The sequence below is a fragment of the Nocardia sp. NPDC059154 genome, assembly GCF_042755705.1.
Lineage (GTDB): Bacteria > Actinomycetota > Actinomycetes > Mycobacteriales > Mycobacteriaceae > Nocardia.
The window spans coordinates 74,531-89,367 of the sequence record NZ_JBHZCS010000019.1 but is presented as its reverse complement, the minus strand read 5'-3'; the positions used below and the strand labels follow the sequence as shown (position 1 = coordinate 89,367).

At 67.7% G+C, this 14,837-nt stretch carries 14 protein-coding genes; 9 read left to right on the top strand and 5 right to left on the bottom strand.

Annotation, left to right across the window (positions count from 1 at the left end; translation table 11 throughout):
• Positions 1 to 11: 11 nt before the first annotated feature.
• A complete protein-coding gene (locus tag ACFXN1_RS18390; protein WP_379438827.1) occupies positions 12 to 1,019 on the bottom strand; it encodes a zinc-binding dehydrogenase in 1,008 nt (335 codons plus the stop codon).
• Between the two features lie 54 nt (positions 1,020 to 1,073).
• On the opposite strand from ACFXN1_RS18390, the gene ACFXN1_RS18385 reads away from it, so the two are divergent.
• On the top strand, positions 1,074 to 1,850 hold the full coding sequence (locus ACFXN1_RS18385) for a helix-turn-helix domain-containing protein (protein ID WP_379438829.1): 777 nt from the start codon (positions 1,074 to 1,076) through the stop codon (positions 1,848 to 1,850).
• 9 nt (positions 1,851 to 1,859) lie between these two features.
• Here ACFXN1_RS18385 and ACFXN1_RS18380 read toward each other — a convergent pair whose 3' ends face one another.
• Positions 1,860 to 2,717: an aldo/keto reductase gene (locus ACFXN1_RS18380; RefSeq protein ID WP_379438830.1), complete on the bottom strand. Its 858-nt coding sequence runs from the start codon at positions 2,715 to 2,717 to the stop codon at positions 1,860 to 1,862.
• A gap of 27 nt (positions 2,718 to 2,744) precedes the next feature.
• On the bottom strand, positions 2,745 to 3,539 hold the full coding sequence (locus ACFXN1_RS18375) for a thioesterase family protein (protein WP_379438832.1): 795 nt from the start codon (positions 3,537 to 3,539) through the stop codon (positions 2,745 to 2,747).
• 95 nt (positions 3,540 to 3,634) lie between these two features.
• Here ACFXN1_RS18375 and ACFXN1_RS18370 point away from each other — a divergent pair, with 95 nt between their 5' ends.
• The 7 genes from ACFXN1_RS18370 (at position 3,635) to ACFXN1_RS18340 (ending at position 11,328) form a co-directional block, all read left to right on the top strand.
• Positions 3,635 to 4,261, top strand: coding sequence for a TetR/AcrR family transcriptional regulator (locus ACFXN1_RS18370; protein WP_379438833.1), 627 nt, complete (start codon positions 3,635 to 3,637; stop codon positions 4,259 to 4,261).
• A 115-nt stretch (positions 4,262 to 4,376) separates the two neighbouring features.
• Complete coding sequence (locus ACFXN1_RS18365) at positions 4,377 to 5,657, top strand: PucR family transcriptional regulator (RefSeq protein ID WP_379438835.1); 1,281 nt, start codon at positions 4,377 to 4,379, stop codon at positions 5,655 to 5,657.
• Positions 5,658 to 5,754: 97 nt separating this feature from the next.
• Positions 5,755 to 6,306: a nuclear transport factor 2 family protein gene (locus tag ACFXN1_RS18360; protein ID WP_379398794.1), complete on the top strand. Its 552-nt coding sequence runs from the start codon at positions 5,755 to 5,757 to the stop codon at positions 6,304 to 6,306.
• Positions 6,307 to 6,436: 130 nt separating this feature from the next.
• A complete protein-coding gene (locus ACFXN1_RS18355) occupies positions 6,437 to 8,059 on the top strand; it encodes an AMP-binding protein (RefSeq protein WP_379438873.1) in 1,623 nt (540 codons plus the stop codon).
• A 72-nt stretch (positions 8,060 to 8,131) separates the two neighbouring features.
• A complete protein-coding gene (locus tag ACFXN1_RS18350; RefSeq protein ID WP_379438836.1) occupies positions 8,132 to 9,010 on the top strand; it encodes a lysophospholipid acyltransferase family protein in 879 nt (292 codons plus the stop codon).
• A 179-nt stretch (positions 9,011 to 9,189) separates the two neighbouring features.
• A complete protein-coding gene (locus ACFXN1_RS18345; protein ID WP_379438838.1) occupies positions 9,190 to 10,335 on the top strand; it encodes an acyl-CoA dehydrogenase family protein in 1,146 nt (381 codons plus the stop codon).
• A gap of 330 nt (positions 10,336 to 10,665) precedes the next feature.
• Positions 10,666 to 11,328, top strand: coding sequence for a cupin domain-containing protein (locus ACFXN1_RS18340; RefSeq protein WP_379463635.1), 663 nt, complete (start codon positions 10,666 to 10,668; stop codon positions 11,326 to 11,328).
• An 85-nt stretch (positions 11,329 to 11,413) separates the two neighbouring features.
• Here ACFXN1_RS18340 and ACFXN1_RS18335 read toward each other — a convergent pair whose 3' ends face one another.
• Entirely contained in the window at positions 11,414 to 13,357 is a 1,944-nt protein-coding gene (locus ACFXN1_RS18335) for a glycoside hydrolase family 15 protein (RefSeq protein ID WP_379398744.1), read from the bottom strand.
• A gap of 49 nt (positions 13,358 to 13,406) precedes the next feature.
• Positions 13,407 to 14,363: a LysR family transcriptional regulator gene (locus ACFXN1_RS18330; protein WP_379438841.1), complete on the bottom strand. Its 957-nt coding sequence runs from the start codon at positions 14,361 to 14,363 to the stop codon at positions 13,407 to 13,409.
• A 64-nt stretch (positions 14,364 to 14,427) separates the two neighbouring features.
• On the opposite strand from ACFXN1_RS18330, the gene ACFXN1_RS18325 reads away from it, so the two are divergent.
• The coding region (locus tag ACFXN1_RS18325; RefSeq protein WP_379463634.1) for an XdhC family protein at positions 14,428 to 14,837 on the top strand (410 nt) is incomplete at its 3' end.

The window sequence follows — 14,837 nt, the reverse complement described above, 5'->3', positions numbered from 1 at the left end:
TGCCCGGCGGCTCAGGGCAGCATCACGACTTTGCCGGTGGCCTGGTCGTTTTCCATGTATCGATGGGCGGCGGCGATCTCGTCGAGCCGGAAGCTGCGGTCGATGGTGGGGCGGTAGGCGCCGGATTCGATGTCGTGGATGATCCGTTGCAGCACAGGCGTTCCCGCGCCGCCTGCGCGGTTCTTGCTGTGGAAGGCCGTGAGCCTGGTGCCGGAGGGGATCATCGCGATCGGTTCGAAATCGGAGATGAGCCATCCGCTGAGCGAGCCCGACACGCAGACCGTGCCGCCGCGCCGGACCAGGTGGAGCGAGTCCACCGCGGTGCGGGCGCCGACCAGGTCCAGGACGTAGTCCGGGCCGTCGGGCCAGATCGCGTGCACGCTCGCGGCCAGTGATTCGCCGTCGTCGACGAGCACATGGTCGACGCCGGTCGCACGCAGGGCGTCGATCCTGCTGGGCTGCCGCGTCGTTGTCGCCGTCTCGATGCCGTGGCCGACGGCGATCGACGCGGCGGCCATGCCCACCGAGGAGGTGCCGCCGCGAATCAGCAACCGGCCCTTGGTGTCCGGCTCGATTCCCAGCGCGTCGAGCGAGCCCTGGGCGGTCAGGTAGGACTCGGGCAGGGCGGCCAGGATCTCCCACGGCAGGGTGGTGGTGATCGGCATCAGGAGGGAGTTCGGCAGGAGGGCGTACTCGGCGTAGCCGCCGTCGAAATCGCGGCCCATCTCGCCCATGACCGCGGCGACGGTCGTGCCCTCCGGGAGCGCGGGATCGGTGGAGGCGGCGATGATTCCGACACATTCGATGCCGAGTACCCGCGGGAAGCGCACGCTGGGCGAATGCCCCTGGCGGGTGCGCAGCTCCGACCGGTTCAGACCCGCGCCCTTCACCTGCACCAGGCTCCAGCCCTCCCGGACCTCGGGGATCGGCAGCTCGCGGATTTCCAGAACCTCGGAGTCGCCGGCCCGGCCGCAGATCGCCGCTCGCATAGTCGTATTCACTCGCGTCATCGTGTTCATGCATCCACTGTTGCCGACCGGCAGGCTGGCGGGCTACCGATAGAATGCCAAGCTATGCCCGATAGCCGCCAACCTCTCGAGTCGCGGCTGTGGCCGTCCGGCGGAGCCCACCTCTGGTCGTCGGGGGCGGCGAGTTCGGCCGATTCCCATTCGCGTGGGCACCTGGTGTACGCGGCGCGCGGCGTGCTGTCGGTGCACACCGAACGCGGCACCTCGATCGTCCCGGCCAATCGAATCGCCTGGACGCCGGCGGGATTCACGCACTACCACCGCGCGCACGGCCACACCGACATGCGGATCGTCTTCCTGCCGCCCGCGCTCGCCGGGCTGATACCGGACCATCCCGCCGTGTTCCTGGCCTCCGACCTGGCCCGCGAAGTCGTGCTCGCGCTCACCGGCACCCGCGAGTACGACCGCGCCGCGCGGGCCCGGCTGCATCGCGTCCTCGTCGACGAACTGCGCGAAGCGCGCGAGCAGCCACTGCAACTGCCGGAACCCCGCGATGATCGGTTGCAGGCCCTTGCGCGGATGCTGTACGAAAACCCCGGGGACAATAGCTCATTGGCGGATCTCGGCCGGGCGGCCGGAGCCGGCTCCCGCACCCTGAGCCGGCTGTTCCGCAACGAACTCGGCATGACCTTCTACGAGTGGCGCACCCAGGTGCGGGTCTATCACGCCCTCGTCCTGCTCGCCGACGGCCATGACACGACGCAGGTCGCGCACGCGTGCGGGTGGTCGAATCCCAGCGGCTTCATCACCGCTTTCACGGCCCTCGTCGGTACCACCCCCGGCCGCTATCGAATCGCCCACCAGCAGCAGGCCGCTCGATAGCCGGCGGGCTCAGACGTCCAGGCCGGCGGTGAGGGTGGCCGGGTCGGGGCCGATCCGGTTGCCCCGGTCGACGCCGTCGATGCGGGCCAGCTGGCCGGGCGTCAGCTCGAAGGAGAAGACATCGAAGTTCTCCCGGATGCGGGACGGGGTCACCGATTTCGGGATCACCACAGTGCCGAGCTGCAGATGCCAGCGGATGATCACCTGCGCCGGGGTCCGGCCGGTTTCCTCCGCGATCTCGACGATGGCCGGATCCTTCAGATCCGCGCCCCGACCGAGCGGACTCCAGGCCTCGGTCGCGATGCGGTGCTCGGCGTGGAAGGCCCGCAGCTCGGTCTGCGCCAGGTGCGGGTGCAGTTCGATCTGGTTCACCGCCGGGGTTTCGCCGGTCTCGTCGATGACGCGCTCGAGGTGATCGCGGTTGAAGTTCGAGACGCCGATCGACCGGATCCGGCCCTCGGACTTCAAGGTCTGGAAGGCCCGGAACGTATCGACGAACCGACCGGCCTGCGCCACCGGCCAGTGAATGAGATACAAGTCCAGATAGTCCATTCCGAGCCGCGCCATGCTGGCGTCGAAGGCGCGCAGGGTGGAGTCGTAGCCCTGTTCGGAGTTCCACAGTTTGGTGGTGACGTAGACCTGCTCGCGCGGCAGCCCGTACTCGCGGATGGCGCGGCCCACCTCGACCTCGTTGCCATAGATCGCGGCGGTATCGATACTGCGGTAACCGGTTTGGAGTGCCGCGGTGACGGCGTCGAACGCCTCCGCGTCGGCGACCTGGAACACTCCGAAACCGAGCGCCGGAATCGCGTTTCCGTCGTTCAGGACGATCGACGGCACTGTGCTGCTGTCGCTTTGGAAGGTCATGCCCATCGACTATAGGGGCCCGATCGGTCAGGGCTGCGGGCGCACGGTCAGGATCTGCTGGGCGTAACCGACCGCGCCGCGGACGTCGTGGAGAACGGTGCTGGTCAGCCCTTGCCCGGTGTGGCCGAAGGCGACCGTCGTATCGAGGCCGGTCCACTCGCCCTCCGGCTGCCGGTAGAGGTGGATGGTCAGGTCCACGTTCGGGAACATCCACTTGGTGGGCTCCTGCCGGACCGCGATGCCGTTGGCGGTGTCGACCAGCGCGATGTAGGAGGCGAGAGCCTCGGACCGCTCGCCCGCGACCAGGTCCAGGGAGGTGGTGATCCAGGCCGTGGTGCGGCCGGGCTGCGGGATACCGACCGGCCGGGTGTCGATGGAGGCGATGTAGCCGCCCGACCAGAGCGAACCGAGCTCCCAGGACTCCAGCTCATCGGGCGCGGGCAGCCGGTCCGGTTCACCGCCGGCGACGCTGTCGGTGTCCTGGACGCCCAGGAACCAGGCCCGGGCGCTCACCACGCTGCGGCCGCCGATGGTCACCGTGGTCTGCACCAGCTCGATGGTGCGGCCGGGCCGGACGGTCTCGACGCGAATCTCGAACTCCTCGAACCCGATCCGGCCGAGGATGTCGAAGCTGATGCGGCTCAGCACCAGACCCGGACGATCGGCGCGGGCGCGCAGGATCTCGTGCACGATCAGGCCGCCGACCGGGCTGAAGTGCTGTTCGTCGTCGGCCCATGCGCCGCCCGCATGGCGGGTGGGGACGAATCGGTGTTCGCCGACTCGCCGGAAGTAGCTGGACTCGGGTGCGCTCGTCTCCGTCACGTTTCCCAACCTAAGGGTCGAGTTTTGATCTGGCTAGTCGGTAAACCATCTTTGTGGTCGGAACAACCGACCCGAGCGCCGCCTATGATCGAGCGATGACTTCGACCGTGGACGCGGACGCCGCCCCCGCCGGGCGCGCGGCACGCCGGCGTGACCGCCGCAAGGCGGAGATGATCGCGACCGCGCTGCAGATCCTGTCCAGCAGTGGCTATCAGGGCATGCGGTTCGAGGACGTCGCCGAACGCACCGACATCGCCAAAGCCACGCTCTACCACTACTTTCCGAGCAAGGACGCGCTGGTGTCCGCGGCCCTGGAGAAACTCACCGCCGATGTCCTGACCAGCCTCCGCGCGGCCCTGGACACCGCCGCCGACGCGCCGCCCGCCGAGCAGCTGCGGGTCCTGATCGGGGCCCAGCTGCATGTGCTGACCGTGCTGTATCCCGAGGTCGGCAAGCTCTTCTCGTTCCCCGCCCCCTGGCCGAGCGAGCACTCCGAGGCCATCAAGACCATGCGCCGCCGCCACGACCTCCTCTTCCGCGAGGTCATCGACCGCGGAATCGATTCCGGCGCCTTCGACTGCCCCGACCCCTCGGTGGCCCTGCACTGCCTACACGGCATCCTCAACCACGCCTCCATCTGGCTGCGCCCCGAGGCCGACCCGGACCACCGCACCCGCGATGCGGTGGTCGACGAATCGCTCAGACTGTTCCTTCGCGCCTGACCCCTCGGCGTGGTCGCGTCCCACTCAGTTGGACGGTTGGACCGATTCGTGACGAATTCGGCCGAGTGGTTGCGAGTCTGAGGGGATATCCCATCAGAGTGGAGGGAGCAGCGGGATGGAGCCTGCGCCGACCCCGAACCCGCTGCGACTGTCCGAGCTCGGTGCTGATTCGACCGCGGTATTGCGGGTCATCGCGCACTTCGACGATTTCGACGAGTCCGCCGCCAATGCCGACACGGTCGTGCGAGCCGCCGCGCTGCTGGCCGAGTGCCCGGTCGGGGCGAGCTGGCCGTCCGGCACCGTGATCCGCTACGACGCCGCGGGCCGCCTGCTGCCCGCCACGGGCACACCCGCCGACGCGGTCGGGACCGATCCCGCCGTCTGGCTGGAGCGGCAGGTGGCGCCGGCCGCGGCGCATCCGCTGGACGGCGTGGTGCTGGATCGGCTGCGGCATTGTCTGCGCGTGGTGTCGGTGCGGCAGGCGGCCAATCCGCTGCGGATGGACGATCCCGCATTGCTGGAAGTGGTGCTGTCGGAGAAGGAACGGCGTGAGGATCGCGTGCGGGCCATGCGGTTGCTCGGGCTGGATCCGGCGCGGGCGACGCGGGTGCTGGCGGTGGCCGGGCCGGGCGCGGCGGACGCGGTACGGATCATCGGCGAGCACGTGCCGATCCTGCGGCAGGCCGTGATCGGGGCGACGACCGCGGTGCTGGTGCAGGATTTCGCGCCGCCCGGTGGTGCCGGGGAGGCCATGCGCCGGCCGGCTGTCGCTTCGGACCGGTCCGTGTCCGCGGCCGGTAGTTCGGCGGTGCCGGTCACGACCGGGCCCGGGCGTCCGTCGATGGTCGACCGGGGACTGTCGGATATCCTGAATGCTGCTGTCGCGCAGTCGTTCCCGGCATCGCAGGCGGGCACCGGCGGGCCGTGGATCGGGGTGGGGGAGCGGTTGCCGGCGTTCGCGGCGGCCACCTCGTGGGAGCAGGCGCGCCGCGCGATGCGATTCGCGTCGTCGACCTGGCACGGGCGGCGGGTGATCGCGTTCGAGCGGCTGGGGGCGCTGGAGCTGCTGGCGGATCTGCCGGTGCAGCGGCTGCTGGGGACGGCGGATGTCATGCGGATCAACGAGTTCGCCGCCACCGAGGCGGGAGCGCTGGCCGTCGACACCCTCGAGGCGTTCTGCGTCTTCGGCACCCTGCGGCGCACCGCGACCGAACTGCACCTGCATCACAGCACGGTGGCCGCGCGGATAGCGCAGGTCGAGGCGGTGATGGGCTGGGATGTGGACGAGGCGCTGGACCGGTTCACCGCCACCCTGGTGCTGACGGTCCGGCGCATGACGCTGTCCTCCGCGCAGCTGGCGGGCCGGATGCCGCCCGATCCGACAGGTGTCGGGTGAAGCCGGTGATACCCGCGACGGGCGGCGGGTGATCCGGGTCACGTCGTTCGGTGACGATCGGTGGGCACAACCGGTGCGGGAGAAGGAGATTCACACCATGGCGATTGTCGATCCGGCCAAGACCTGGGAGCTGCTCGAGCAGCGGCTGGCCGTCACCACCAACGAGCGCCACCGCCAGGTGCTCGGCATCGTCATCGAGCACATGAAGGCCGAGGCCGCCCCCGACCTGGACGGTCTGATGCGCACCCTGGTCGCGGAACCGGACTACCACTTCTGGAACGCGGGCCAGGATGTCGGCCCGAAGGGGTGGGACACCGTGCACGCCTACTACTCGGCCTTCGTCGAGAGCAAGTCCAACATCCTGGAGTTCGAGCTGGACCGTCTGCTGGTGGACGACGACTGCGTGGTCACCGAGGGCTTCCTCAAGCAGATCTACCCCGGCGCCTACGCCGCCCAGATCGGCATTCCCGTCGACGATCCCGCCGCCGACTACCTGATCACCTTCCGCCAGCTGCTGCTGTGGCCGGTCGACGCGAACGGCCTGATCGTCGGCGAGGACTCCTACCACTCGGGCCCGGTGGAGATCCGCAAGCTGTCGTTCGACGAGCTGCCCAGGGAATACGTCGAACTCGTGCACCCGGCCGTCTGACAGCGGCGAGACTCGGCATATGGAAGGCGAATCGGACATGACGGACCTATCAGTGGCACCCCCGGCCGTGTCGGCGGAGACCCCGGCGGTGTCGCCGGAGCAACCCCGGCGTCGCGCGGACATCGCGACCATGCTGCTCGACCGCCTCGGCGACGAGCGGCTCGGAGTGCGGACCCGCGACCGGGATTGGACCTGGGACGCGGTGGTGCGGGAGTCGGCGGCACGCGCCGAACTGGCCCGGGAACTGCGGCACGGCGGGCCCTTCCACATCGGGGTGCTGCTGGACAATGTGCCCGACTTCGTCTTCTGGCTGGGCGCCGCCGCGCTGGCGGGCGCGACCCTGGTGGGCATCAACCCGACGCGCGGAAACGCCCAGCTGGAGGCCGACATTCGCTATGTCGACTGCCAGCTGATCGTGACCGACGCGGCCGGGATGGCCCGCCTGCGCGGGCTGGATCTCGACCTGGAACCCGAGCGGTTCCTGCTGGTCGACGATCCGGCCTACGCCGAGCGGATCGACGCGCACCGGGTCGAGCCCGCCGCCCACGCGGGCCCGGAAGCCTTGCTGCTGTTGCTGTTCACCTCCGGCACCACCGGCACCTCCAAGGCGGTCAAGTGCACGCAGCGCCGTCTGGCGGTGATCGCGTACGCGGCCACCGACAAGTTCGGTCACGTGCGCGAGGACGTCGACTACTGCTGCATGCCGCTGTTCCACGGCAATGCCATCATGGCGCTGTGGGCTCCGGCCCTGTCCAACGGTGCGACCGTGTGCCTCACCCCGAAGTTCTCGGCCTCCGGATTCCTCTCGGACGTGCGGTATTTCGGCGCGACCTTCTTCACCTATGTGGGCAAGGCACTCGGCTACCTGCTGGCCACCCCGGCGAGTCCGCAGGACGCCGACAACACCCTGGACCGTGGTTTCGGCACCGAGGCGTCGGTGGCCGACCAGGCCGAGTTCCGCCGCCGCTTCGGAGCCGAGCTCTTCGAGGGCTACGGCTCCAGCGAGGGCCCGGCCCTGGCCGCCATCGACCCGGCGGCGCCGGCCGCGGCGCTGGGCCGTCCGGCCCATCCGGGGGTGGCGGTGGTGAATCCGGAGACCCTCGCCGATTGCGCGCGAGCGGAATTGGATGAATACGGTCGTGTATTGAATCCGGACGAATCGGTCGGTGAGATGATCGACAAGGCGGGTGCGCTCGTTTTCGAGGGCTATTACAAAAACGATGTCGCGGATGCCGAACGTTTGCGGAACGGTTGGTATTGGACCGGCGATCTCGGATATATCGACGCGGACGGATTCCTCTATTTCGCCGGACGCAAAGGCGACTGGCTTCGCGTCGACGGCGAGAACACCTCGACGCTACTGATCGAACAGGTGATCCGACGGCATCCCGCGGTCATTGCCGCCGCGGTCTACGGCGTCCCCGACGCCCGCTCGGGCGACCAGGTGATGGCCGCCATCGAGGTGGCCGACCCGGCCGCATTCGATGCCGCCGAGTTCGCCGAATTCCTCAGCGCCCAGGACGATCTCGGCAGCAAGGGCGCGCCCCGGCTGCTGCGGGTGTCGGGAAATCTGCCCGTCACCGGCTCCAACAAGGTGCTCAAACGCGAACTCCAGGAACAGCGTTGGCACACCGCCGAGCCGATCTATCGCTGGGCCGGTCGCGGCAAACCGGAGTACGACCTCTTCACCGATTCCGGCAAATTGGAACTCGAAGCCGAGTTTGTCTCATTCGGGCGCTCGAACCTGTTCTAACCCTGATTCGGTGACCTGCGCGGACTTTCGTTACGATGCCGTTATCGAAGGTTCTTGCAGGGAGGGTTTGTCTTGACTCGTCATGACGATCAATGGTCCGACACCGAATCGCCCAGGGGGCTGACCGACGGCGCGCCACTGCACGTCGATCTCACCGATGCCGATCGCCGCATCATCGATCTGCTCGTCGCCCCCTCGAGGGCCTGGTTCAGCCCGCGCTTCTACGGGATGGAGAACTTCCCGGAGCAGGGCCCGGTGCTGCTCGTCGGCAATCACAGCCTGGCGGGCGGCACCGATGCCCCGCTGCTCGCGCACGAGATTCTGAAGCAGCGCGATCGGCTGGTGCGGGGGCTCGCCGAGAACGTGCTCATCGATGTGCCGGGGCTGCGAGATGTGTTGCACCGCTGGGGAATCGTGCGCGGCAACCGCCACAACTGCACCACGCTGCTGGAACAGGGCGAGGCCGTGGCGGTGTTCCCGGGCGGCGGCCGCGAGGCCATGCGCGGCAAGGGACAGAAGTACCAGCTGCTGTGGGAGGGCCGCACCGGCTTCGCCAAGATGGCCATCGCGACCGGCGCGCCCATCGTCCCGATCGCCATGGTCGGCGGCGACGACATCTACGACATCGTCTTCGACGGCGATCACCCGGTCATGCTGCCGCTGCGCAAGGCCGTCGAGGGCCTGGGCCTGCGCTCGAATCTGACACCGCCGCTGATCCGCGGCCTCGGTCCGACGCTGGTGCCCAAGCCCGAGCGCTTCTACTACTCCCTCGGCACCCCGATCGACACCAGCCCGTGGCGTGACGCCGAGGATGTCGAGGCCGCCGCCACCGAGCTGCAGACCGTGGTGAAGAAGGCCCTGGAAGGTGAACTGGACTTCCTGCTGGCCGAGCGCGACCGGGACCGCGGTCGCAGCCTGCTGGGCCGCACCCTGGGCCGCTTCGGCCTCTGAGCATCACCCTGATTTCCCGGTAGGTTTACCGGGGTTCAGCAGCTCCGTTCCGCGACGTCAATGGCGACTGTCGCAGTTCGGACCACTTTCTTCTCCCGCGAAGTTAACCTCCGTTCGGCTTTCGAGTACGGTGATGAGCACAGGCGATGGTGCCGATGTGGTCACTGTAGGAGGTTGGCGTGGAGCGCACTCTTTTCGAACCCGAACACGAGCTGTTCCGGGAGTCGTTCCGTAAGTTTCTCGATCAGCATGTGGCTTCCCAGCACGAGCAGTGGGAGCACGACGGCATCGTCGATCGCTCGGTCTGGCTGGAGGCCGGCAAGCAGGGATTCCTCGGCATGGCCGTGCCGGAGGAGTACGGCGGCGGGGGCGTGCTGGACTTCCGCTACAACGCCATCCTGACTGAGGAGGTCACCAAGGGCTTCTACTCCGGCCTGGGTTTCGGTCTGCACAACGACGTGATCGCGCCCTACCTGCTGGAGCTGGCCAACGAGGAGCAGAAGCGGCGCTGGCTGCCGGGCTTCTGCTCCGGTGAGATCATCACCGCCATCGCCATGACCGAGCCCGGCACCGGCTCGGACCTGCAGGGCATCAAGACCCGCGCGGTCAAGGACGGCGACGACTGGATCCTCAACGGCGCCAAGACCTTCATCACCAACGGCATCAATGCCGACATCGTGATCGTGGTCGCCCAGACCGACCCGTCGAAGGGCGCGATGGGCTTCTCGCTGCTCGTGGTCGAGCGCGGCATGCCCGGCTTCGAGCGCGGCCGCAATCTGGACAAGATCGGGCTCAAGGCGCAGGACACCGCCGAGCTGTCCTTCACCGACGTTCGTGTCCCCGGCAAGAACCTGCTGGGCACCGAGGGCCAGGGCTTCGTCCACCTGATGCAGAACCTGCCGCAGGAGCGCCTGTCCATCGCCGTCATGGCCGCCGCCGCCATGGAGGCCTGCCTGGACCTGACCTGCCAGTACGTGCGCGACCGCAAGGCGTTCGGCAAGCCGATCGGCGCCCAGCAGAACACTCGCTTCGTGCTCGCCGAGCTGGCCACCAAGACCACCGCCGTGCGCGTGTTCGTGGACCGCTGCATCGAGCTGCTCAACGACCGGAAGCTGACCGTCGAGGAGGCCGCCATGGCCAAGTGGTGGTCGAGCGAGGAGCAGGTCGACCTCATCACCAAGTGCCTGCAGCTGCACGGCGGCTACGGCTACATGCGCGAGTACCCGATTGCCAAGGCGTACATGGACGCCCGCGTCCAGACCATCTACGGCGGCACCACCGAGATCATGAAGGAGATCATCGGGCGCAGCTTGAAACTCGCCTGATCAGAGGCGGTTTCGAGGGGGTACTCCGCTGGGGTACCCTCTTCGGCGCGGGTGAAACGGGCTCGATAGCGGATGGCCTCGGAAGGGTCGTCAAAAGCTGAGCGCCACAACAGAAATCGATGTCTTCTTCGCAGCGCTGCGTAAGCCGTTGCTGTTCCACCACTCCCGGCGCGTCCATCTGTTCGGGAGTCGCTCCAGTGCCGGCGGCTCGACCCTGGGTACGCTTCCTTGTCGAGCGCCCCCGTCGATGCATTTGCCCGGAGTTGACCGCGACGAATCTGTGTGGAACGGAGCGACATGTCGAGCGATCGTCCTGACGAAACACCGGCAGTGAACCGCCGCGCTGCCATCGGGACCGGCGCGGCAATGCTGGGCGGCGCGGCGCTCGGTGCGGGTTTGACAGCCGCCGCGGCCTGCGCCGAGCCAGCGCGGACCGAACTACCGAGTGCCGGCAGCATCGATGCCAATCTGAACAAGTCCGCGCATCTGTTCCACCTCACCGCCGCCGAACCGGACCGTTACGACGGCGGCACGCTGCAGGGAGCCCACGAACAGAACTTTCCGGTGCTGGCCGGCCAGAACGGTGCGGCGTACTTCGTGCGGCTCGAGCCCGGAGGCGTCCGCGAACCACACTGGCACCCCACGGCGTGGGAACTCAACTACCACATCTCCGGCAGCGCGAAATGGACTGTCATGGGTACCCATCCGGACGGCAGCTACCACAACGATGTATTCGAAGCACACGCGGGCGACCTGGTCTTCGCCCCGCAGGGGTTCTTTCACTATTTCGAAAATGCCCGCGCCGATGCCCCACTCGAACTACTTATCGTCTTCAACACCAGCGCCCCGGAGACAAGCGACGATATCGGCATTCTCGCTGCCCTGAATTCGATTCCACGGGAGGTTACCGCCACTGTTCTCGGCATCCCGGTATCGGTGCTGGACGGTATACCCACCGAGATCAAACCGGTCGTGATCACCAAACGTCATTGAGCCCGCAGGGGCGGCCGAATTATCTGTTACGACATCCACGGGGACACCGCCTCCCCGGGAGAAAATTCGTCGATGAGCGTCAGGGCTAGCGAATGTATCCCAGCGAGAATGATGCATCGTCGAGTCGCGGGGAGATCGATTCCCCGCCGAGTGCCTGCCGCGTGACGGCTTGTTCGTCCTGGATGACGTGCATTACGGCGTTGATCAGCGCGAGGTGGGTGAACGCCTGGGGGAAGTTGCCCCAGTGCCGGCCGGTTCGGGGGTTGATCTCCTCGGCGTAGAGGCCGAGGGGGCTGGCGTAGGCGAGCAGTTTCTCACACAGCTGTTTGGCTCGTTTCTTCTCGCCGATCTCCGACAATGCCGAGACCAGCCAGAACGAGCAGATCGTGAAGGCGCCCTCTTCCCCCGTGCATCCATCGTCGGTTTCACTGACTCGGTACCGCAGTACGAGGTCGTCCTCGGTCAATTCGTCGGCGATGGCCAACACTGTATTGCGTACCCGCTCGTCGTCGGGGGGCAGGAAACGAACCAGCGGAATGAGCAGGGCCGAAGCATCCAGCGCCGTGCTGCCGTAGTACTGGGTGAACACCTGCCGGGAGTCGACCGCATGAGCGCATATGTCGGCGTGGATTTCGTCTGCGGCCTGTTGCCAGCGATGCGCGCGTTCGAAGTCCTGGTGGATGCGGGCCAGCCGGGCACCGCGGTCGGCGGCAACCCAGCACATCACCTTGCTGGAGGTGAAGTGCTGGGGCTTCCCGCGCACTTCCCAGATGCCATGGTCGGGCTCGCGCCAGTAGGTGAGGGCGCTCTTGACCGCCCGGCCCAGCACCGGCCAGGCGCGCGCGTCGATTCGGTCCTGGTTGCGCGCGTAGAGGTAGACCGCGTCCAGCGCAGCGCCCCACACATCGTGCTGGCGTTGCCGGTACGCGTCGTTGCCGATGCGCACGGGGCCGGCATTCTCGTAGCCGCGCAGGTGGGTGAGGGTCTGCTCGGTGAGGTCGCTTTCGCCGCCGATGCCGTAGACGATCTGCATGTCGCGGACGCCTTCGGTCAAGTTCGTGATGTAGGAGAAGAAGTCGTTCGCCTCCCAGCTGAAGCCCAGTGTGTACAGGCCCCACAGCGCGAAGGCGGAGTCACGTATCCACGAGTAGCGATAGTCCCAATTGCGTTGTCCACCTGGTGTTTCGGGTAGTGAAGTGGTGGCAGCGGCGCTGATGGCACCGGTGGGTGCGAAGGTCAGTCCCTTGAGGGTCAGCGCGCTGCGGGTCAGCTGGGCAGCCCATGGATGGTCCGGAAACCGCCCGCCGGCGAGCCAGTGCCGCCAATGGTGGATCGTTCGCAGCAGCCGTTCTTCGGCCTCGTCGACGGCGGTGGGCGCATTGCGACTGCCCCAGGAGAGCGCGCAGAAGCGGGTGTCGCCCGCCTTCAGCAGGGTGCGCGCAAGCGCGTGCGTACCCTCCAGTCCCAAGCGCATGTCGGTGCTGAGCGTCAGCTCCAGATCGATCCCGTCGGCACTGGCCTGCGCGAGGTAGTAACTGTCGAGGTACTCCCAATGGGCATGATGCCTGCCGTAGTCGAAGGATGGCTGGCAGTCGAGCCCGAACTGGATTTGCCCGGTCTCACAGTGCACCGTCCGCAGCAATATGTGCTCGGCGTCGTAGTCGGTGGGGGTTCGACGATGGGCGCTGTGGCCGGGTGTCTGATGCCGCCAGGGCCCGACCAGCAGCGCATCGCGAACCGTCGCCCACCCTTCGCCACTGCGCCAGCTCGTCTCCATGACCATCGTCCCGGGGACGTAGCGGCGATCGGTGGGCACCATGAATTCGACCGGGGCGAACCGAAACGAACCGGCGGAACGATCCAGTACGGCGGCAAAGACACTGGCGGAGTCGATGCGGGGCAGACACATCCACTCGATGGCTCCGCTGGGGGCGATCAGCGCAGTGACCTCGCAGTCGGAGATGAAGCCGTAGTCGTCGATGCGCGGGAAGGCCGTGAGACGCGGCGTGCGTTCGAACTCGTCGTCCATGTGCTGCTCCCTCGTTGTCTCGGCGCGGAAATCTGGCCGGTCAGTAGGGTCAACTCCACAACGTCACATGCACTTTCGGGCGGAACCGGGTGACTCCGACCCCGGACCCGCGGATCATCGCCTGGATACATCGCGGGGTGGCGATGAACCGCAGCAGTTCCGACACCGCGGGCTGTCGGGTGTCGGGTGGCAGAGTGGTCGCGCACCACTCGTCGGATACCTGAAGGCCGGCTCCCTTGATGCGGGTCAACCGACCGGCCGCGAGGTCGGAGGAGACGGCGAAGCCGATCGCGAGGGTGATGCCCCCGACCCGGCGGACCTCTTCGAGGGCGGCCGCGTCGCTCTGGAAGATCCGCTGGTGTGATTCGGGAATCGCCAACTCGCGCAGCATCGTTGCGATACGCCCGTCGACACTGCCGGCGCCGGGGCCCAGCATCCACTGCTGCTCCCGCAGCAGCGCCGGATGCGATGCGACGTCCGCCAGCGGGTTGTCGGGGCGCGCGACCGAAATGATCTGATACTTCAGGAACGGCCGGGTGGTGATGGTCGTGTCGGTGTCGTTCTGCCCGGGCCCCAGCGCGATGTCCACCGCACGGGTCTCGATCAAGCTGCGGAACTGGCTGGTGGGATGAACACTCAGCTCGACCGACAGATCCTTCGCCCGCGCCGCGAACAGGTCGATGAGGCCGGGCGCGGCATGTTCGGCGAACGCGCTCGATGCCGCGATCCGGAGCAGCCGTCGGCCGTGCGCCGCCTCGCTCACCTCGATGGCGGTCTGGCGCTGCAGTCCGAGAATCTCGATCGCCCGGCTGGCCAGGCGCAACCCACCGGGCGTGAAGGCCAGACCGGCCGCCGTGCGAGTGAACAGCGGGTCGTCGAGCTCCTTACGCAACTGCGCGATGTGCGTCGAGACACCGGCGTCGGATATCCCCAGCTCTCTGGCCGCCGCATGGACGGAGCCGAGCCGCACCACCGTCGAGTAGGCCCGAAGCTGGGCGGGCGTCACAACCCGAGTCTAGTTTGGAGGTGGACGCAGTGCCTACAGCCGCATCGCGCCCGGAGGACGCACCATGCAGGACGTGCTCACGGATCTGATGAAAACCTGGAACGGCGGGGGCACGGCGGGGGTCGCTACGGTCGTGCGGACCTTCCGTTCGGCGCCGCGACCGCCGGGCGCGGCCATGGTCGTCGCCTCGGACGGGACGGTCGGCGGTTCGGTCTCCGGTGGCTGCGTCGAAGGCGCGGTCTACGAACTCGCCACCGACGTCATCCGGACCGGTCGTCCGGTGCTGGAGCGGTTCGGCATCTCCGACGACGACGCATTCGCCGTCGGTCTCACCTGCGGCGGCATCATCGACATCTTCGTCGAGGCGGTCTCGCGGGCAACGTTTCCGGAACTCGGCGAGGTCGCCGCGGAGATCGCCGCTGACCGGCCGGTCGCGATCGCGACCGTCATCGAGCATCCCGACGCCGCCCGAAT

Coding starts and splice junctions, on each gene's coding strand:
- ACFXN1_RS18390 (WP_379438827.1), bottom strand. CDS start 1,019: ATGAACACGATGACGCGAGTGAATACGACTATGCGAGCGGCGATCTGC.
- ACFXN1_RS18385 (WP_379438829.1), top strand. CDS start 1,074: ATGCCCGATAGCCGCCAACCTCTCGAGTCGCGGCTGTGGCCGTCCGGC.
- ACFXN1_RS18380 (WP_379438830.1), bottom strand. CDS start 2,717: ATGACCTTCCAAAGCGACAGCAGCACAGTGCCGTCGATCGTCCTGAAC.
- ACFXN1_RS18370 (WP_379438833.1), top strand. CDS start 3,635: ATGACTTCGACCGTGGACGCGGACGCCGCCCCCGCCGGGCGCGCGGCA.
- ACFXN1_RS18365 (WP_379438835.1), top strand. CDS start 4,377: ATGGAGCCTGCGCCGACCCCGAACCCGCTGCGACTGTCCGAGCTCGGT.
- ACFXN1_RS18360 (WP_379398794.1), top strand. CDS start 5,755: ATGGCGATTGTCGATCCGGCCAAGACCTGGGAGCTGCTCGAGCAGCGG.
- ACFXN1_RS18355 (WP_379438873.1), top strand. CDS start 6,437: ATGCTGCTCGACCGCCTCGGCGACGAGCGGCTCGGAGTGCGGACCCGC.
- ACFXN1_RS18335 (WP_379398744.1), bottom strand. CDS start 13,357: ATGGACGACGAGTTCGAACGCACGCCGCGTCTCACGGCCTTCCCGCGC.